The 18,695-nt window shown below is 62.0% G+C and carries 18 protein-coding genes and 1 riboswitch; of the genes, 12 read left to right on the forward strand and 6 right to left on the reverse strand.

Features of this window, described 5'->3' with window-relative positions; all coding sequences use genetic code 11:
• Nucleotides 1–175: 175 nt before the first annotated feature.
• The 5 genes from AAZU54_RS23185 (at nt 176) to AAZU54_RS23205 (ending at nt 5,198) form a co-directional block, all read left to right on the forward strand.
• Nucleotides 176–1,195, forward strand: a complete 1,020-nt coding sequence (locus AAZU54_RS23185) for an ArsR/SmtB family transcription factor (protein ID WP_312154740.1) — start codon at nt 176–178, stop codon at nt 1,193–1,195.
• Nucleotides 1,192–2,382, forward strand: a complete 1,191-nt coding sequence (gene metK / locus AAZU54_RS23190) for a methionine adenosyltransferase (protein ID WP_186557554.1) — start codon at nt 1,192–1,194, stop codon at nt 2,380–2,382. The genes AAZU54_RS23185 and metK overlap by 4 nt, the downstream gene beginning before the upstream one ends.
• A 144-nt stretch (nt 2,383–2,526) precedes the next feature.
• A complete protein-coding gene (ligB, locus tag AAZU54_RS23195) occupies nt 2,527–4,200 on the forward strand; it encodes an NAD-dependent DNA ligase LigB (protein ID WP_434727731.1) in 1,674 nt (557 codons plus the stop codon).
• Nucleotides 4,201–4,260: 60 nt separating this feature from the next.
• A complete protein-coding gene (locus tag AAZU54_RS23200) occupies nt 4,261–4,656 on the forward strand; it encodes a DUF1090 domain-containing protein (RefSeq protein WP_186557556.1) in 396 nt (131 codons plus the stop codon).
• Nucleotides 4,657–4,799: 143 nt separating this feature from the next.
• Complete coding sequence (locus tag AAZU54_RS23205) at nt 4,800–5,198, forward strand: DUF1090 domain-containing protein (RefSeq protein ID WP_312154745.1); 399 nt, start codon at nt 4,800–4,802, stop codon at nt 5,196–5,198.
• A 95-nt stretch (nt 5,199–5,293) separates the two neighbouring features.
• On the opposite strand, the gene AAZU54_RS23210 is transcribed toward AAZU54_RS23205, so the two are convergent.
• Complete coding sequence (locus AAZU54_RS23210; protein ID WP_186557560.1) at nt 5,294–5,740, reverse strand: c-type cytochrome; 447 nt, start codon at nt 5,738–5,740, stop codon at nt 5,294–5,296.
• A gap of 115 nt (nt 5,741–5,855) precedes the next feature.
• Here AAZU54_RS23210 and mltA point away from each other — a divergent pair, with 115 nt between their 5' ends.
• Complete coding sequence (mltA, locus tag AAZU54_RS23215) at nt 5,856–7,007, forward strand: murein transglycosylase A (protein ID WP_405130271.1); 1,152 nt, start codon at nt 5,856–5,858, stop codon at nt 7,005–7,007.
• A 112-nt stretch (nt 7,008–7,119) separates the two neighbouring features.
• Here the strand turns inward: mltA and AAZU54_RS23220 are convergent, their stop codons facing one another.
• Both AAZU54_RS23220 and AAZU54_RS23225 read right to left on the reverse strand, forming a co-directional pair.
• Entirely contained in the window at nt 7,120–7,506 is a 387-nt protein-coding gene (locus tag AAZU54_RS23220) for an MAPEG family protein (RefSeq protein ID WP_186557569.1), read from the reverse strand.
• Nucleotides 7,507–7,537: 31 nt separating this feature from the next.
• Nucleotides 7,538–8,371 (reverse strand): DMT family transporter, encoded by an 834-nt coding sequence (locus AAZU54_RS23225; RefSeq protein WP_264236697.1) that lies wholly within the window; start codon nt 8,369–8,371, stop codon nt 7,538–7,540.
• Nucleotides 8,372–8,589: 218 nt separating this feature from the next.
• Between AAZU54_RS23225 and AAZU54_RS23230 the strand changes: the two genes are divergently transcribed.
• Complete coding sequence (locus AAZU54_RS23230) at nt 8,590–9,825, forward strand: cation:proton antiporter (RefSeq protein WP_186557572.1); 1,236 nt, start codon at nt 8,590–8,592, stop codon at nt 9,823–9,825.
• A 122-nt stretch (nt 9,826–9,947) separates the two neighbouring features.
• On the opposite strand, the gene AAZU54_RS23235 is transcribed toward AAZU54_RS23230, so the two are convergent.
• A complete protein-coding gene (locus AAZU54_RS23235) occupies nt 9,948–10,349 on the reverse strand; it encodes an acyl-CoA thioesterase (RefSeq protein WP_186557388.1) in 402 nt (133 codons plus the stop codon).
• A 178-nt stretch (nt 10,350–10,527) separates the two neighbouring features.
• Nucleotides 10,528–10,623, forward strand: a riboswitch (S-adenosyl-L-homocysteine riboswitch).
• A gap of 21 nt (nt 10,624–10,644) precedes the next feature.
• On the opposite strand from AAZU54_RS23235, the gene ahcY reads away from it, so the two are divergent.
• The 5 genes from ahcY to AAZU54_RS23260 all read left to right on the forward strand — a co-directional run bounded on the left by ahcY (nt 10,645) and on the right by AAZU54_RS23260 (nt 17,219).
• On the forward strand, nt 10,645–12,054 hold the full coding sequence (ahcY, locus tag AAZU54_RS23240; protein WP_186557387.1) for an adenosylhomocysteinase: 1,410 nt from the start codon (nt 10,645–10,647) through the stop codon (nt 12,052–12,054).
• 164 nt (nt 12,055–12,218) lie between these two features.
• Nucleotides 12,219–13,064: a methylenetetrahydrofolate reductase [NAD(P)H] gene (gene metF / locus AAZU54_RS23245; RefSeq protein WP_186557386.1), complete on the forward strand. Its 846-nt coding sequence runs from the start codon at nt 12,219–12,221 to the stop codon at nt 13,062–13,064.
• A gap of 99 nt (nt 13,065–13,163) precedes the next feature.
• Nucleotides 13,164–14,240 (forward strand): hypothetical protein, encoded by a 1,077-nt coding sequence (locus AAZU54_RS23250; RefSeq protein ID WP_186557385.1) that lies wholly within the window; start codon nt 13,164–13,166, stop codon nt 14,238–14,240.
• A 63-nt stretch (nt 14,241–14,303) separates the two neighbouring features.
• Nucleotides 14,304–15,092: a substrate-binding periplasmic protein gene (locus AAZU54_RS23255; RefSeq protein ID WP_186557384.1), complete on the forward strand. Its 789-nt coding sequence runs from the start codon at nt 14,304–14,306 to the stop codon at nt 15,090–15,092.
• Nucleotides 15,093–15,311: 219 nt separating this feature from the next.
• Nucleotides 15,312–17,219: a DEAD/DEAH box helicase gene (locus tag AAZU54_RS23260; protein ID WP_186557383.1), complete on the forward strand. Its 1,908-nt coding sequence runs from the start codon at nt 15,312–15,314 to the stop codon at nt 17,217–17,219.
• A 65-nt stretch (nt 17,220–17,284) separates the two neighbouring features.
• Here the strand turns inward: AAZU54_RS23260 and AAZU54_RS23265 are convergent, their stop codons facing one another.
• Nucleotides 17,285–17,863: a YceI family protein gene (locus tag AAZU54_RS23265; protein ID WP_186557382.1), complete on the reverse strand. Its 579-nt coding sequence runs from the start codon at nt 17,861–17,863 to the stop codon at nt 17,285–17,287.
• Between the two features lie 31 nt (nt 17,864–17,894).
• Entirely contained in the window at nt 17,895–18,446 is a 552-nt protein-coding gene (locus AAZU54_RS23270; RefSeq protein WP_186557381.1) for a cytochrome b, read from the reverse strand.
• Nucleotides 18,447–18,695: the final 249 nt, after the last annotated feature.

Genomic DNA, 18,695 nt, shown 5'->3' on the forward strand with positions numbered 1-18,695 from the left:
GGCGATAGTCAATGCACTGATGCCATCGCGGGGCAATCCCGCTCCCACGCGCTCACCCCACTCTCTTTGCTCATAGCGGCCGCTCGCGCGGCCAGCAAACCGTACGTCTTGCAATATCAAAACTTTTTGATATTGCTATTGCGAGGGCAACGATGCCTGTCTAGACTGCCGCGCTATGAACCTACGCGCCCAACCCATCCCTATTCAGCGAAGCGACGCATTGGCTGCCTTGTGCAAAGCCAGTGGCGATGAGCTACGCCTGAATGTGTTGCGCGCCTTGGCCAGCGACTCGTTCGGCGTGCTGGAGTTGGCGCAGATCTTCGACATCGGCCAATCGGGCATGAGCCACCACTTGAAGGTATTGGCCCAGGCCGACCTGGTCGCCACCCGCCGCGAAGGCAATGCCATCTTCTACCGCCGCGCCCTGCCTGACAGCCTGCGTCCGGGCGGGCGCTTGCACAGCGCCCTGCTCGAAGAAGTCGACGACCTGGCCCTGCCGGAGGATGTGCAAGCGCGCATCGCCCAAGTACAGCAGCGCCGCGCGGCCACCAGCCAGGACTTTTTCCTGCGTGTAGAAGAGAAGTTTCGCGCCCAGCAAGACCTGATCGCCGGTCTGCCGCAGTACCGCGAAAGCCTCTTGGCGCTGCTCGACAAGCTGAGCTTCGGGCCTGCCGCCAGCGCCTTGGAAGTGGGCCCCGGTGACGGCGGTTTCCTGCCTGACCTGGCCCGCCGCTTCGCCCAGGTCACCGCCATGGACAACAGCTCGACCATGCTCGAGCTCGCCCGCCAGGTCTGCGAACGTGAAGGCCTGGGTAATGTAAATCTGCAGTTGGCCGATGCACTGGGTGCAACGGATGTGGAAGCCGACTGCGTCGTGCTGAACATGGTCTTGCACCATTTCAGCGACCCGGCCCTGGCCTTGCGCCAGTTGGCCAAACGGGTGAAGGCAGGCGGCAGCCTGTTGGTCACCGAGCTGTGCAGCCATGACCAAGGTTGGGCACGCGATGCTTGCGGCGACCTATGGCTTGGCTTCGAGCAGGACGACCTGGCCCAGTGGGCCCATGCTGCCGGGCTGCTACCCGGGGACAGCCTCTATGTGGGCTTGCGTAACGGTTTCCAGATTCAGGTCCGACATTTCCAGCGGACGGCTGGCGACACTCACCATTCGGTAAATTTTAGGAACCCGTCGAGATGAGCGAATACTCCCTTTTCACCTCCGAGTCCGTGTCCGAAGGGCATCCGGACAAGATCGCCGACCAGATTTCGGACGCGGTCCTGGACGCCATCATCACCCAGGACAAATTCGCCCGTGTCGCGTGCGAAACCCTGGTCAAGACCGGTGTCGCCATCATCGCCGGCGAAGTCACCACGTCGGCCTGGGTCGACCTGGAAGAAATCGTCCGTAAAGTCATCATCGACATCGGCTACGACAGCTCCGACGTCGGCTTCGACGGCGCCACCTGCGCGGTGATGAACATCATCGGCAAGCAGTCGGTGGACATCGCCCAAGGCGTTGACCGCAGCAAGCCAGAAGATCAGGGCGCTGGCGACCAGGGCCTGATGTTCGGCTATGCCAGCAACGAAACCGACGTGCTGATGCCAGCGCCGATCTGCTTCTCGCACCGCCTGGTCGAGCGCCAGGCCGAAGCGCGCAAGTCCGGCCTGCTGCCGTGGCTGCGTCCGGATGCCAAGTCGCAGGTCACCTGCCGTTATGAAGGCGGCAAGGTAGTCGGTATCGATGCCGTCGTCCTGTCGACCCAGCACAACCCTGAAGTGTCGCAAAAAGACCTCCAGGAAGCGGTGATGGAGCTGATCGTCAAGCACACCCTGCCTGCCGAGCTGCTGCACAAGGACACCCAGTTCCACATCAACCCGACTGGCCAGTTCATCATTGGCGGCCCAGTGGGTGACTGCGGCCTGACCGGTCGCAAGATCATCGTCGACTCCTACGGCGGCATGGCCCGTCACGGCGGCGGCGCGTTCTCCGGCAAAGACCCATCCAAGGTCGACCGCTCGGCTGCCTACGCTGGCCGCTACGTAGCCAAGAACATCGTCGCCGCTGGCCTGGCCGAGCGCTGCGAAATCCAGGTCTCCTACGCCATCGGCGTGGCGCAGCCTACCTCGATCTCGCTGAACACCTTCGGCACCGGCAAGATCTCCGACGACAAGATCGTCCAGCTGGTGCGTGAGTGCTTCGACCTGCGTCCGTACGCCATCACCACCATGCTCGACCTGCTGCACCCGATGTACCAGGAGACCGCAGCGTATGGCCACTTCGGCCGTACTCCGCAGCAGAAGACTGTCGGCGACGACACCTTCACCACCTTCACCTGGGAGCGTACCGATCGCGCCCAGGCGCTGCGTGACGCTGCCGGCCTGTAAGCTTCCTACAGCTACAGACGAAAGCCCCTGCCGAGTAATCAGCAGGGGCTTTTTTGTGACATATCGGCTGACAACTGCGCCCTGCAAACCGGCTGTCGGCTGCCTAGGCTGAGCATTCCACACCGCCATGCAAGGATGCTGGCTATGTCGCTCAAGCTGCTCGTTGGTTTTTTAGCTAGCGCTTACTTATCCACAGCCGTCGCTGCCGACTGCCCTGCCTGGCCCGCTGAACGAGGGCGACAAGAAAGTGCGCAGCTGCAAGCCACGCTGGCCAAATGGGATGAGCACTACCATCGCCACGGCATTTCGCTGGTGGCGGATGAACTGTACGACCAGAGTCGGCAGCGCCTTCACTGGCTACAAAGGTGCTTTTCGCTCAATACCGTCGACCACCCGCTGGCCAGCGCTCGCGGTCAGATTCCCCACCCTGTCGCGCACACCGGCGTCGAAAAGCTGGCCAACGAGCAGGCGGTCGCTGGCTGGATGCGTGGCAAGCAGGGCATCTGGATTCAGCCCAAGGTCGATGGCGTTGCGGTATCGCTGGTCTTTCGCCAGGGCCGCCTGAGGCAATTGCTCAGCCGGGGCGATGGCATCCATGGCCACGACTGGAGCCGGCATATCCCTGCGCTAGGCGGCCTGACTCAACAACTGCCACAGCCGCTCGATATGGTTTTGCAAGGCGAGCTGTACTGGGCGCTGGATAAGCATGTGCAAGCAAGTGCTGGCGGGCTCAATGCCCGAGGGACTGTCGCCGGGTTGCTGGCACGCAAGCAGATCAATGCCGAGCAAGGGCAGAATATCGGGCTGTTCGTCTGGGACTGGCCGCAAGGCCCCGCCAGCCAGGCCGAACGCTTGGCCAAGCTGGCAGAACTGGGTTTTGCCGACAGCCAGCGCTACAGCGTGGCCATCAGCACCTACGAGCAGGCCGCTGATTGGCGCCAGCGCTGGTATCGCACGCCGCTGCCGTTCGCCACCGACGGGGTGATCTTGCGTCTGGACAGTCGCCCACCGGCTGAGCGCTGGCGGGCCAAGCCGCCGTACTGGATCGCAGCGTGGAAGTACCCGTTCAGGCAAGCGCTGGCTGAGGTCCGAGACGTTCGCTTCAGGGTCGGCAGGACAGGCCGAATCACCCCCATGCTGCACCTTGAGCCACTGACCCTGGATGATCGCCGAATCAGCCTGGTCAGCTTGGGATCACTCGCGCGCTGGCAAGCGCTGGACATACGCCGCGGCGACCAAGTGGCCGTGAGCCTGGCGGGGCTGACCATCCCCCGCCTGGACAGCGTGGTGCATCGCAGTTTGCATCGTGAGCCTGTGGCTGCGCCGGTGCCTTCCGAGCATCACCCCCTCAGCTGCTGGCAAGACAGCGAGAGCTGCAGACAGCAATTTATCGCCCGCTTGAACTGGCTAAGCGGCAAGCAGGGCTTGACCATGGCAAAGCTGGGCTCATCGACCTGGGCGCAATTGGTCGACAGCGCTGCGGTCGGCAACCTGGACGACTGGCTGAACCTGACGCGCGCCGACTTGCTGCTCACCCCTGGGATTGGCGAGAAACGCGCCGAGCAATTGCTGCAGGCCTTCGAGCAAGCCCGTCAACAACCCTTCCAACGCTGGTTGCGCGCCATCGGTGTACCGGCGCCCAAGGACCTCGATCTGGGTTCCGACTGGTCGACCCTGGCCGCCAGAAATACCGAGCAATGGTTGGCGCAACCCGGCATCGGCCGCCGTCGGGCCGAGCAACTGCGCGCTTTCTTCCAGCATGACGACGTGCAGATACTGGCCGCGCAATTGCGCCTGCACGCAATCAAGGGTTTCTAATTTCGCCGGTTCAGGGCAGCATTTCATTTTCCGTTGCCCTGCCTTCGAATGGAGTCCCTGATGAAACTGCTCTCGTCCCTCGCCCTGTCCGCCGTGTTCTGCCTGTCCGCCCATTCTGCGCTGGCTGCCGAGCAGCAGCCCGGGTTGACCGGTTGCGCAGCCAAGCGTCAGGCCATCAGCGAACAGATCGAACAGGCCCGCGCCCACGGCAACAGTGCTCAGCAGGCCGGTCTGGAGAAGGCCCTGAGCGAAGTCACCGAGCACTGCACCGACGCTAGCCTGCGCAAAGAGCGCGAGCAGAAGGTGCTCGATGCCCGCCATGAAGTGAACCAGCGCACCAAGGACCTGGACAAGGCGATGAAGAAAGGCGATGCCGAGAAGATCAACAAGCGCAAAGACAAGCTCGCCGAATCGAAGAAAGAACTGCAGAGCGCGCTGGACGAACTGGAGCGTTGATTTCAATCAATGGATGCCACTAAAGCTGTAGGAGCCGTCTGAAAAGGGGCCATATTTGCCGTTACTGGGTTCCCGGAGCAAAGCGTTGAGCGCACTATGCCCTTACAGTTTTTGTTGCCATTACCCTGTAAAGGAGGCCCCCCATGAAACGGCTGTCTACCCTGGCCTTGCTGAGTGCCTTAGCTTTGCCCGCGGGCTCGTTGCAAGCCGCGCAGATCCTCAGCCCCGGCCTGACCGGCTGCGCAGCCAAACGTGATGCCATCGAGCAGCAGCTGCAGCAAGCCCAATCCCGGCAGAACTCCGGCGAAGTGCCCGGGCTGCAAAAAGCGCTGAAAGAGAATACCGAGCACTGTACCGATGAAGGCTTGCGCGCTGAGCGCCAAGCAAAAATCGACAAGGCCAAGGCTGAAGTTGAAGAGCGCCAGGCGGACCTCAAACAGGCGCAAGCCAAGGGCGACCCAGGCAAGATTGCCAAGCGCCAGAGCAAGCTGGCGGAATCTGAAGCCGAACTGAAACAGGCGCAGGCCGAGCTGGATAAATAGCCCCTACAGTAATGCTGTTCACTTAAGGCCCTTGTCGCCTGCTTTGGGGCCGCTTTGCGGCCCCAAAATTTTAAGTGAACAGCATTACGGCGCTGTCAGTGGTTGCGAAACTCGCTATGACAGGCCTTGCAGGCGGCTTCGACCTTGTCCATCGGTGCCTTCAATTGCGCCATTTCCAGCGGTTGAGTCCGCGTCACGCCTACCAATTGCGCGGTGACACCTTCCAGTTGCCGCGCCAGATCCTCAAAACGCGCCTGCCGCTGCCAAACCTCGGCCCGAGCACTGCTGTCGCCCTCATCCTGCACTTGTGGAAAGTGCTGCCATGGCGCATGGGCCAGGCTATCGAGCTTCAGCGCGCCGTCGGCGAACTTGCCGCCATCGAAGGGTAAGCGCCCGCGCAGCATGCCGCCCATGTCTTCGCTGGTCTTGAGCATCTGCTTGAAGATCGCCTTGCGCTGCCCCAGCGGTGAGTTAGGATCGACACGGTCGCAGCCCACCAGGGACACGCTGACCAGCAGCAGCACGGTGAAACATTTGAACATCACGGTCACATTGGCATCGGAATAGGGCCGACAGTATCCTCGCCTGCTCGACAAACACCAATACCCTTACGAAAAACAGGGGCAGCCACGCGCTCGCCCGCTCAAGGATTCAGCCATGAAATCTGCTCTGCGCCATCTCGCCTGGGCACTCCCCGCCCTGGCCCTGCTGGCCGGCTGCAACGGCGGCGAAAGCGCCAAACCCGAACCCCATGCCGTGGCCACCTACGCCCCCGCCACCTGGAAAGACCTGCCCAGCGTCAGCGATGCCGACTTGCTGGCAGGCTTCGTGGCCTGGCGCAATGGCTGCGAGAAGCTCAAGCGTGACCCGGTCTGGGCGCCGACCTGCGAAGCAGCGCAGCGGATTCCGGACGATGCCGCCCAAGCTCGTGCCTTCCTCCAGCAGAACCTGCAGGTGTATGGCCTGCGCTCGGCCGAGAACAACGCCAATGGCTTGATCACTGGTTATTACGAGCCGGTCTACCCCGGCAGCCTGGAACGCACTGAAGCTGCTCAGGTGCCGGTTTATGGCATTCCCGACGACATGATCGTGGTCGACCTGGCCAGCATCTATCCCGAGCTCAAAGGCAAACGCCTGCGTGGCCGCCTTGAAGGCCGGGTGCTCAAGCCGTATGACACTGCCGAGGTGATCTATCGCGACGGTGCCAAAGCGCCGGTGCTGGCCTGGCTGACCGACCCGATGGACCTGCAATTCTTGCAGATCCAGGGTTCGGGCCGCGTCGAGCTGGAAAATGGCCGGCAGTTGCGCCTGGGCTACGCCGACCAGAACGGCCACCCCTACCGGCCGATTGGTCGCTGGCTGATCGAGCAAGGCCAGTTGAAGAAGGAAGACGTGAGCATGGGCGCCATTCATGCCTGGGCCCAGGCCAATCCACAACGGGTGCCAGAACTGCTGGCCAGCAACCCCAGCTATGTTTTCTTCAGCACTCGCCCGGACAGCAACGAAGGCCCGCGCGGTTCGCTCAACGTGCCGCTGACTGCGGGCTACAGCGTGGCCATCGACCGTAAGGTGATTCCGCTGGGCAGCTTGCTGTGGTTGTCCACCACGCGCCCGGACGGCACGCCAGTGGTGCGGCCAGTGGGCGCACAGGACACCGGCGGTGCAATTACCGGCGAGGTGCGTGCGGACCTGTTCTGGGGCACCGGGCCTGAGGCCGGTGAACTAGCGGGTAACATGAAGCAGCAGGGACAGATCTGGATGCTTTGGCCTAAAGGCAAACCATTGCCTGAAGTGCCGAAAGTCCTCTGATTTTGCGGTGAGCTTTTCGCGGGCAAGCCCGCTCCCACAGGGACTGCGCTGGCTTCAAGGTCAACGGGGTGCCTATAGGAGCGGGTTTACCCGCGAAAAGCGCGACTCGATGTCAGACCGAAACCACGAAGAACGACACAATCAACGCCAGCCCGGCAAACCACACCAGCGAGCGCAACGCCGCCCAGTCCGCCAGGTAGCAAATGATGTAGAGCAACCGGCTGGTGATGTACATCACCCCCAGCACGTCCTGCGTCACCTGTTCGGCATTGCCGACGATATCCGCCACCAGCACCGCCGCCGCGAACGCCGGAAACGCTTCATAACTGTTCTGCTGCGCGGCATGGGCACGCCGTGGCAGGCCCGACAGCGTGTCGAGAAAGGCTCGCGGATCGTGATTGTCCTTAAGGCCGAATCGCCCGCTGCTGAGCTTGGCGATCAGCGCACACAGCGGCGGCAGGATCAGGGCAATCAGAATGCACCACAGGGCAACGGTCATGGACAGGACTCCTTGTTCGAAATGATCGGGATCAGAGCTTCATCACCAGCATGCCCGCCAGGACCAGCCCGCATGCTAAGAGCCTCGGGCCGCCAAAAGGTTCTTTGAGGTAGCGCATCCCCAACAGCACCACCAGGATCACACTCAGCTCACGCAGCGCCGCAGCCTCGGCCACCGACCCCAGGTGCATGGCCCACAGCACCAGGGCGTAGCTGAACAACACACACAAGCCCACCGCCAACCCCAACCGCCATTGCGTGCGCCAGAACAGCGCGAACGGCGCACGCCTCGCCACGCTGGCCAGCAGCGGAAACGGCCAGGCGCTGAGCAAGGTCAGCCAGACAAGGTAATCCCAGGGCTGGCCCCACAAACGCACTGCCTGGCCGTCGAACCAGGTGTAACAGCCGATGCACAGACCAATTAGCGCCACTACCGGCAGCATCGACCAAGGCAGCCGCTCACCGCCTCCGCCCTGCCACAGCAAGCAGGCCATACCGCAGGGGATCAGCAGGATGCCAATGATCTGCTGCTGGCTCAGTGTTTCTCCGGCGAATGCCAGGGTCAGGCCCAGCACGACCAAAGGCGACAGGCCGCGCATCAGAGGATAGACCAGGCCCAAGTCGCCAACGCGGTAGGCCTTGATCAGCAGTACCCGGTAGAGCTGCTCGGCAAGCGCCGAGGCCACTAGCCAGGGCCAGATTTCAGCGGGCGGGAAGTCGACGAAAGCGACGGCCGCGAGGGCGAAGACCAGGGCCACCGCATCCATGCTGGCGATCACCAGCAGGCGCTCGCCACTGAATTTGATCAGGGTATTCCAGGTGGCGTGCAGGAGGGCTGCGATGAGCACGAGGGAGGTTGCCAACACGCTGTATTCCTTGCAGAGAGCCGGGGTGGCCTGTGGCGGATGAGGGCACAAATATAGCGGTTTCCTGTCGATCTTTGGGGCCGCATAGCGGCACCTGTTTCTGAACGAATCGGAGATTTCCGGTCAGAGGGTGTGTCCCGAAACCCTCGCCAGGCCATCAAACTACTGCCCGAGCGATTCGGGTTACGACTCGGAAGCCACTCTTTACAGGATTTGGGATGCTTGAACTTGTTGCCGCGTTTATCTGCCTGACCACCCTTCTCACCTACGTCAATTACCGTTTCATCGGCCTGCCACCCGCCATCGGCGTGATGGTGACGGCGCTATTGTTCTCCTTGATTCTCCAGGGCTTGAGCCTGATCGGTTTCCCCGGCTTGGAAGAGCGCGTCGAAGGCCTGATGAACCAGATCGACTTCAACGATCTGCTGATGCACTGGATGCTGTCATTCCTGTTGTTTGCCGGCGCCTTGCATGTCAACCTCGGCGACCTGCGCAGTTACCGCTGGCCCATCGGCCTGTTGGCGACCATCGGCGTGTTGATCGCCACCGTGGTCATCGGCTTTCTGGCCCACTGGGTATTCGCCCTGTTCGGCTGGCACGTCAGCCTGATCTATTGCCTGCTGTTTGGCGCACTGATTTCGCCGACCGACCCGATCGCGGTGCTCGGCGCGCTGCGCACCGCCAATGCATCGAAACCACTGAAAACCACCATCGTCGGCGAGTCGCTGTTCAATGACGGCACGGCGGTGGTGGTGTTTACCGTATTGCTCGGGATCGTCCAGCTCGGCGAGACGCCGAGCGTTTCCGAGACCGCCATCCTGTTTGCCCGCGAAGCACTGGGCGGCATCGCCTTTGGCGGCCTGATCGGCTACGCGACCTACCGCATGATCAAGAGCATCGAGCAGTACCAGGTCGAGGTCATGCTGACCCTGGCGCTGGTCATCGGTGGTTCGGCGATGTGCTACGAGCTGCACGTTTCGGCGCCAATCGCCATGGTGGTGGCCGGTCTGATCATCGGCAACCTGGGGCGCAACCTGGCGATGAACGACATGACCCGGCGCTACATGGACGGCTTCTGGGAGCTGATCGACGACATGCTCAATGCGCTGCTGTTCGCCCTGATCGGCCTGGAGCTGTTGCTGCTGCCGTTCAACTGGCTGCACCTGGCGGCCGGCAGCGTGCTGGCGGTCGCGGTATTGATGTCGCGTTTGCTGACCGTGGCACCGGCGATCGTCCTGCTGCGCCGCTGGCGTAGCGTGCCCAAAGGCACGGTGCGGGTACTGACCTGGGGTGGTTTGCGCGGTGGGGTTTCGGTGGCTCTGGCGCTGTCGCTGCCAGTAGGTGATGAGCGCGACCTGCTGCTGTCGATCACTTACATCGTGGTGCTGTCTTCGATCCTGATTCAGGGCTTGAGCATTGGCCGCGTGGTACGTGGCGTTACTGCCCAGCCCTGAAAGAGCGATTTGTTGGACTCGTGGGAGCGGGCTTGCCCCGCGTTGGCAGCGGTGGGTTCACCCTCGCATCGCGGGGCAAGGCCGCTCCCACGCCCCTATAGCCCAAGCCCCACGCCTGCCGCTTATTCGACGGCGGTATCGGGGAACTGATCCTGCACATACTTGATCTGCGTCCGCCCGTGCGCCGCGGGCAGGCCATCATCGCCCAGGTTGACGAAGACCATCTTGTCCACGGTCAGGATGCTCTTGCGGGTGATCTTGTTGCGCACTTCACACTTGAGGGTGATCGAGGTGCGGCCAAACTCGGTGGCGGTGATGCCCAGCTCGATGATGTCGCCCTGACGCGAAGCGCTGACGAAGTTGATTTCCGACATGTACTTGGTGACCACGCGCTGGTTGCCCAGTTGGACGATGGCGTAGATCGCCGCCTCTTCGTCGATCCAGCGCAGCAGGCTGCCACCGAACAGCGTGCCATTAGGGTTGAGGTCTTCGGGTTTAACCCACTTGCGGGTGTGGAAGTTCATCATTGCTCCTGACGGCTTGGCTTACGTGCAGTCATGATGGCAGAGCCTGCCGCCGCTCTCCATTACCCATCGACTATCGTCTCGATTAATCGACAGAAAACCTTGGGTCTGATAGCCCACCCCGGCTATAATCTGCGCCGTTTCACATGGCCACCCGCTGCGGGGCCATGCCCGCCACCCATCCGAGGGGCGCTGCAGCAGGCTCGGCCTGTCAGGCTCGGTTGGGGCGTTGTCCGCCATGCGGACGCTCAACGCACAACGGCGCCCATTCGCACACTACGAATGGAGGCTCTTGATGAGCGCTGTAAACACGCCTGCTGGTTTTACCGATTTCAAAGTCGCTGACATCTCCCTGGCCGCCTGGGGTCGTCGCGAAACCATCATCGCTGAATCGGAAATGCCTGCACTGATGGGCCTGCGTCGCAAGTACCTCGAGGAGCAACCGCTCAAGGGTGCGAAGATCCTGGGCTGCATCCACATGACCATCCAGACCGCCGTGCTGATCGAAACCCTGGTTGCCCTGGGTGCCGAAGTGCGCTGGTCGTCGTGCAACATCTTCTCCACCCAGGACCAGGCCGCCGCTTCCATCGCCGCTGCCGGTATCCCGGTGTTCGCCTGGAAAGGCGAGACCGAAGAAGAGTACGAGTGGTGCCTGGAGCAGACCATCCTCAAGGATGGCCAGCCATGGGACGCCAACATGATCCTCGACGACGGTGGTGACCTGACCGAGCTGCTGCACAAGAAGTACCCCGCAGTGCTGGATCGCGTCCACGGCGTCACCGAAGAAACCACCACCGGCGTTCACCGCCTGCTCGACATGCTGGCCAAGGGCGAGCTGAAAGTCCCGGCGATCAACGTCAACGACTCGGTCACCAAGAGCAAGAACGACAACAAGTACGGCTGCCGTCACAGCCTCAACGACGCCATCAAGCGCGGCACCGACCACCTGCTGTCGGGCAAGCAAGCCCTGGTGATCGGCTACGGTGACGTGGGCAAGGGTTCGGCCCAGTCGCTGCGTCAGGAAGGCATGATCGTCAAGGTCACCGAAGTTGACCCGATCTGCGCCATGCAGGCCTGCATGGACGGCTTCGAGCTGGTCTCGCCGTTCATCGACGGCATCAATGACGGCACCGAAGCCAGCATCGACAAGGCCCTGCTGGGCAAGATCGACCTGATCGTCACCACCACCGGTAACGTCAACGTCTGCGATGCCAACATGCTCAAGGCCCTGAAGAAGCGCGCCGTGGTCTGCAACATCGGCCACTTCGACAACGAGATCGACACTGCCTTCATGCGCAAGAACTGGGCGTGGGAAGAGGTCAAGCCGCAGGTGCACAAGATCCACCGTACCGGCGCTGGCGACTTCGACCCGCAGAACGACGATTACCTGATCCTGCTGGCCGAAGGCCGCCTGGTGAACCTGGGTAACGCCACTGGCCACCCAAGCCGCATCATGGACGGTTCGTTCGCCAACCAGGTACTGGCGCAGATCTTCCTGTTCGAGCAGAAGTACGCCGACCTGTCGGCCGAGAAGAAAGCCGAGCGTCTGACCGTTGAAGTGCTGCCAAAGAAACTCGACGAAGAAGTGGCCCTGGAAATGGTCCGCGGCTTCGGCGGCGTGGTCACCCAGCTGACCAAGCAGCAAGCCGATTACATCGGTGTGACCGTCGAAGGCCCGTTCAAGCCGCACGCCTACCGGTACTAAGCGGCAAGCTGCAAGTTTCAAGCGGCAAGCAGAGGCAGACAGTGCCAAGCCGCTTGAAACCTGTAGCTCTTGAATCTTGAACGATGCCCAAGCCAGACCGGCCTCTACCGGTCTGGCTTTGACTTGCAGCTTGCGGCCTGAAGCTTGCAGCTGAGGAACGAGTGATGTCCCAAGAACGCCGTTACAGTTTCGAATTCTTCCCGACCAAGACCGAAGCCGGCCATGAAAAGCTGATGGGCGTTGCCCGTGAGCTGGCCAGCTACAACCCCGACTTCTTCTCCTGCACCTACGGCGCTGGCGGCTCGACCCGTGACCGCACGCTCAATACCGTGCTGCAGCTGGAAAGCGAAGTGAAAGTCCCTGCCGCTCCGCACCTGTCGTGCGTGGGTGACACCAAGGCCGACCTGCGCGCATTGCTTGGCGAATACAAAGCGGCCGGCATCAAGCGCATCGTCGCCCTGCGTGGCGACCTGCCTTCGGGCATGGGCATGGCCTCGGGCGAACTGCGCTACGCCAGCGACCTGGTCGAGTTCATCCGCCAGGAAACCGGCGATCACTTCCACTTGGAAGTGGCCGCCTACCCGGAGATGCACCCGCAGGCGCCCAACTTCGAGGCTGACCTGGCCAACTTCGTGCACAAGGTCAAGGCTGGCGCCGACAGCGCCATCACCCAGTACTTCTTCAACGCCGACAGCTACTTCTACTTCGTCGAGCGCGTGCAGCAGATGGGCGTCGACATCCCGGTTGTGCCCGGCATCATGCCGATCACCAACTACAGCAAACTGGCGCGCTTCTCCGACGCCTGTGGCGCTGAGCTGCCACGCTGGATTCGCAAGCAACTGGAAGCCTACGGCGACGATACCGCCAGCATCCAGGCGTTCGGCGAGGAAGTGATCAGCCGCATGTGCGAGCAACTGCTGCAAGGCGGCGCTCCAGGGCTGCACTTCTATACCCTGAACCAGGCCGAAGCGAGCCTGGCGATCTGGAACAACCTCAAGCTTCCTCGTTGACCGTCAATCGCCGGTAACAAGAATATGAGGACATGAAAAAGGCTTTAGCTTAGGCTAAAGCCTTATTCATTTTGGCTCCTCGATAGGTTACTGCACGGAATGCATCCCCAACATCCCTCCAAGCCTCAACTGGTTTACCTCGCATTCGGCCCGGCCACCTACCACCAGGAAGCCTGCTTCAGCATCGTCAGCGCCCTGGCACATTTGCGCCAGACGCCCGATGAAGCGATCGATATCCAGGTCTACACAGACTCTCCCGAGCCCTACGCCAAGCTGCCAGTTGTCGTCCATGCGCTGGACGAAGCAACGCGCAAGGCCTGGAACCAGCCGCACGGTTATCATTTCCGCAGCAAGCATGTGCTGATGCGCCAGCTGCTTGAGCAGCACCCGCTGGCGGTGTTGATCGACACCGACACATTCTTCCGCCAATCGCCGATGCAGCTGTTCCGTCGCATCAAGACCGGCACGCTGCTGTGCAACGCCATTGGCGCACGTTATGGCGCAAACCCCGACTGCCAGCTGTACAAGACCCTGCATCAGGCCCTGCAAGCACGCGGGCTGGCCGACACGCAGATGCCGCTGGTCAACTCTGGGGTAATCGGCCTGACCGCGGCTGACGCAGCGACGCTCGATCACTCCATCGCCTTGATGGACGAGTACTACCCGCAGGCTCGCCAGGCCTACACTTTGGAAGAGTTCTGCCTGGCGGTCGCCGCCTATCGCACCCTTGAACTCGCCGAATGTACCGACGTGATCCATCACTACTGGAGCCGCAAGGCGCAGTTCCGGGCGAAGATCCAGGCCTGGCTGCACAAGCACGGTGACGACCCGCTCAGTGAAGCGGCGCTGGCCGACGTGTACCTGGTCAACGATCAACTGCCCCGACCTCCGGCCCTGCACCGGCTGGGCTACAAGGCCATGAGCCTGACCCTGCCCAGCCATCAGCGCCAGTTCGCCCGCGAATTGCTGTATGGCTGCTACGCCTATGCCAATGAGTTCGACCGAGCCTGCGCCCCGGCGTGGTGGGACAAGGCCCTGGAGAACCTGCACGAGCGCCATGGTCGAATGGAGGCAGAGCAATTGCGCCAATGCCTGCGCCAGCCTGGCTTGCGCTTGTCACTGGGTCGCCGGCACAAAGAAGTCGAGCGCCATCTGCTCAAGGATTCGCGAGCCTGACCCGGCCCTCAACGTGGCCAGGCTGCACTGGTCACGTTTTCACTTAGCGCGTACTCTGCGGCCATGCCAGACCTCGCCCGCCTTCTTGGCCTTCTGCTGCTTGTTTGCCTGAGTTCATTGGCTCAGGCCGAGCGCCTGCGCCTGGTATCCGATGACTGGGCGCCCTACATCTATCAGGAAAACGGCCAACCGAAAGGCATCGACTACGAAGTCTCACGGGAAGTGTTCAAGCGCCTGGGCATTGAGGTCGACTGGCAGTTCCTGCCCTGGAAGCGCTGCCTGGCGATGGTCGAACAGGGCCAGGTCGACGGTGTGCTCGACATCTTCCAGATCGACACGCGTAAAACCTACATGATCTACCCAGACGAACCGCTATCGAATGTTGAATTCGTGGTGTTTCGCAAACGTGTCCAGCGTCCGCTGATCACACACCTGCACGACCTTGCCGGCCTGACCATTGGCACCTCACCCGGTTATGCCTACGGCGCGCATTTCAACGAGTCTGCGCTGTTCAAGCGCGAGGCCGCGCCCACCCATGAAGCCAACTTCGGCAAGCTGATGCTAGGGCGCATCGATGCGCTGGTGACCGATCGCCAGGTCGGCCGCTTCCTGCGCCATCAATTGGGGTTGCTGCAGCAAGTCGAGGAGCAGCCGTTGCTGATCAGCCGTCACGCGCAGTATCTGGGGCTTGCGCAGAAGCCTGGACGGCAGAAACTCGCTCAAGCGTTCGCCGACGAACTACGCCAGTTCAAGCGCGAGCCCGCCTACGCCGCCATTAGCGCGCGCTATGCGGGCGACGCCGAGCGGTTTGATGACGCCATTGAGCAGCAGGAACGCGGCACGCTGCGATAGCTCTGTTATACTCGGGCCTTCCCGCCCGGCTCACGCCCGGACGCTCGGCCTCGCAGTAGGCATCTCGACCGTCGGCCATGCACCTCAAATGCACGCCCGCCGCCTCCCGGATGCGCAGTGAACGCCCAGCTGGACCGGACGCGATCGCATCCCTCAGATGCCCGTCGCGCCAGGCAGATCACCCCATAGGGCCTAGCCCCCACGAGAACAGGATTGCCCATGTCCTTTGCTTCCCTCGGTCTCTCCGAGGCTCTTGTCCGCGCTATCGAGGCAGCGGGCTATACCCAGCCCACCCCGGTGCAACAGCGGGCCATTCCCGCCGTGTTGCAAGGCCGCGACCTGATGGTTGCCGCCCAGACTGGTACCGGTAAGACCGGCGGTTTCGCCCTACCGATTCTTGAGCGCCTGTTCCCGGGTGGCCACCCCGACAAGTCCCAGCGCCACGGCCCGCGTCAACCGCGGGTACTGGTCCTGACCCCGACCCGCGAACTGGCGGCTCAGGTCCACGACAGTTTCAAGGTGTATGCCCGCGACCTCAGCCTGGTCAGCGCCTGCATCTTCGGCGGCGTCGGCATGAACCCGCAAATTCAGGCCATGGCCAAGGGCGTCGACGTCCTGGTCGCCTGCCCCGGTCGCCTGCTGGACCTGGCTGGCCAGGGCAAGGTCGACTTGTCCCATGTCGAGATCCTGGTACTCGATGAAGCCGACCGCATGCTCGACATGGGCTTCATCCATGACGTCAAGAAGGTCTTGGCGCGCTTGCCAGCCAAGCGCCAGAACTTGCTGTTTTCGGCGACCTTCTCCAAAGACATCACCGACCTTGCCGACAAGCTGCTGCACAACCCCGAGCGCATCGAGGTCACGCCGCCGAACACCACGGTCGAACGGATCGAGCAACGCGTCTATCGCCTGCCGGCCAGCCACAAGCGTGCCCTGCTGGCGCACCTGATCACCCTCGGCGCCTGGGAACAGGTGCTGGTGTTCACCCGTACCAAGCACGGCGCCAACCGCCTGGCCGAGTACCTGGAAAAGCACGGCCTGCCTGCCGCCGCGATCCACGGTAACAAGAGCCAGAACGCTCGCACCAAGGCCCTGGCCGACTTCAAGGCCAACACCGTACGTATCCTGGTTGCCACCGACATTGCTGCCCGTGGCCTGGATATCGACCAGCTGCCGCACGTGGTCAACTTCGAGCTACCCAATGTCGAGGAAGACTACGTTCACCGCATTGGCCGTACTGGCCGTGCCGGGCGCTCCGGTGAAGCCATCTCGCTGGTCGCGCCAGACGAAGAGAAACTGCTCAAGAGCATCGAGCGCGTCACCCGTCAGAAGATCCCGGATGGCGATCTGATGGGCTTTGATGCCAGCCAGGTTGAAGCCGAAAAGCCAGAGGTGCGCGAGCGCCCGCAAAACACCGGTCGCGGCGGTCGTAACCAGTCGCGCGGCGAAGCTGGCAAAGACAGCAATGGCGGGCGCAAAGACAAGGGCAAGGATAAAGGCAAGGCCAAGCCCCAGGCAGCTGAGAAGTCGGCCGAAAAGAGCAAATCCGCCGACAAGCAGCAACAGCAGCCGCGCAAGTCGCGTGATGGCAAGCCGCGTCAGCAGCAGGCTGGCCAGGGTGAAAGCCGTGTTCCGCCAGCGCCGGCCAACCGCGCACCCGACGAGTTCCTGGACGACGAAGTGGATAACTTCGGCAACCGCGCCGACTACGTCAGCCCCTACCAGAACGCCAAGAACCAAGGCCGCAACCGTCGCCCAGGTGGCGCTGCTGGCCAGGGTCAGGCGCAGGGCAGCGGCCAACGCGGCGCAGGCGCTGGCGGGCAAAACCAGGGCCGCAGCAATAACGGCGGCCAGCCACGCCAGGGCTCGGGCGAGAAACGTCCGCGCAACAACAGCAACAATGGCGGTGGTCGCCGTGATGGCAACCCAGGTCGCAACCGCTCGGCGGGCCGCGACGAGGCTTCGCGTCAGGAGCCAGCGGTACGCAATCCGCGTGAATCGCAAAGCCAGCCCGTGATCATCCGCAAGGAATCCAAGCTCGACCGTTACCCAACGCCTGAGCAGCTGGACGATCTGCCGAGCCGCCCGCGTGGCGAGCGCCCGGCCCTGCTGACCCGCAATCGCTGATTCGGATCACGCAGACATGAAAAAGCCGCCCAATGGGGCGGCTTTTTCATGTCTGGAGCAGCGTATTACTTCTGCTTGACGCCTTCGACGCTGATGTCCAGGTCGAGGGTTTGCGAAGTTGGGCCTGGGCCCTTGATGCCGAAGTCGTTCAGGTTCAGCGTGGTCTTGGCGTTGAAGCCAGCGCGCTCGCCGCCCCATGGATCCTTGCCTTCACCGTTGAACACAGCCTTGAAGGTAACAGGCTTGGTCACGCCGTGCAGGGTCAGATCACCGGTCACGTCGGCAGTCTTGTCGCCGGTCGATTTGACCGCGGTGGAGACGAACTTGGCTTCTGGGTACTTCTTCACGTCGAGGAAGTCAGCGCTGGCGATGTGCTTGTCACGCTCAGCGTGGTTGGACCACAGGCTGGCGGTTTTCAGATCGACGCTGATCTTGCTGGCTTCAGGCTTGGCGCTGTCCCAAGTGAAGTTGCCATCGAAGTCCTTGAAGGTACCGTGAATGAAGCTGTAGCCCAGGTGGCTGATTTTCCAGTCAACGAACGCGTGCTGGCCTTCTTTATCGATCTTGTACTCGGCAGCCATGACCTGGCCAGCAGAGAGCAGAGCGGTACCGAGCGCCAGAGCGGCAAAAGTCTTTTTCAACATCCTTTCTATTCCTTGCAATTGAGGTTGAGAGTCAAGCTTTGCGGCCCAGCATGCGGATCAGGGTCGCGTCACGGTCGATGAAATGGTGTTTCAGTGCTGCAAGACCATGCAAGCCGGCGAAAATCACCAGGCCCCAGGCCAGGTAAAAATGGATCTCGCCAGCGGTATCTGCCTGGTCGGGCAGGTTACTGACCAGCGCTGGCACTTCGAACAGGCCAAACACCGGAATGCCGACGCCATCGGCGGTAGAGATCAGGTAACCGGCGATCATCACCGCGAACAGCCCCAGGTAAAGCGCCAGATGCCCCAGCTTGGCGGCCATGCGGGTGAATGCCCCATGGTTGGCCGGCGCCGGTGGCGGCGGGCTGATGAAGCGCCAGAGCACACGCAGCAGCATCACCGCCAACAGCACCAGGCCGATGCTTTTGTGCAGATCAGGGCCAGATTTGCGCCACGGGCTGTAGTAGTCCAGACCGACCATCCACAAGCCCAAGCCAAACAGACCGAAGACTGCCAAGGCCACACCCCAGTGCATGACGATGCTGACCAGGCCATAGCGAGAAGGTGAGTTACGAACTTGCATGTTGGCGTATTTCCCCGTGAAAGCTGTGCACAGACTATCGCGTAACGTATCGAATAAAAGCGGAAAAATCTGACTCGGATGATCGAGTTTTCCGATATGTATTGTGTGCACTGGCTATTAAGGAAACATTAACCATAGCGGAAATTCGTCGGGGAGGGGTGAGGCGGCAATCGTGGGTCCCATCGCGGGCAAGCCCGCTCCTACAAAGGTATGTGCCGAACCTGTAGGAGCGGGCTTGCCCCGCGATGG

Source organism: Pseudomonas sp. Je.1.5.c, from assembly GCF_051129895.1.
Classification (GTDB): Bacteria; Pseudomonadota; Gammaproteobacteria; order Pseudomonadales; family Pseudomonadaceae; genus Aquipseudomonas; species Aquipseudomonas urmiensis.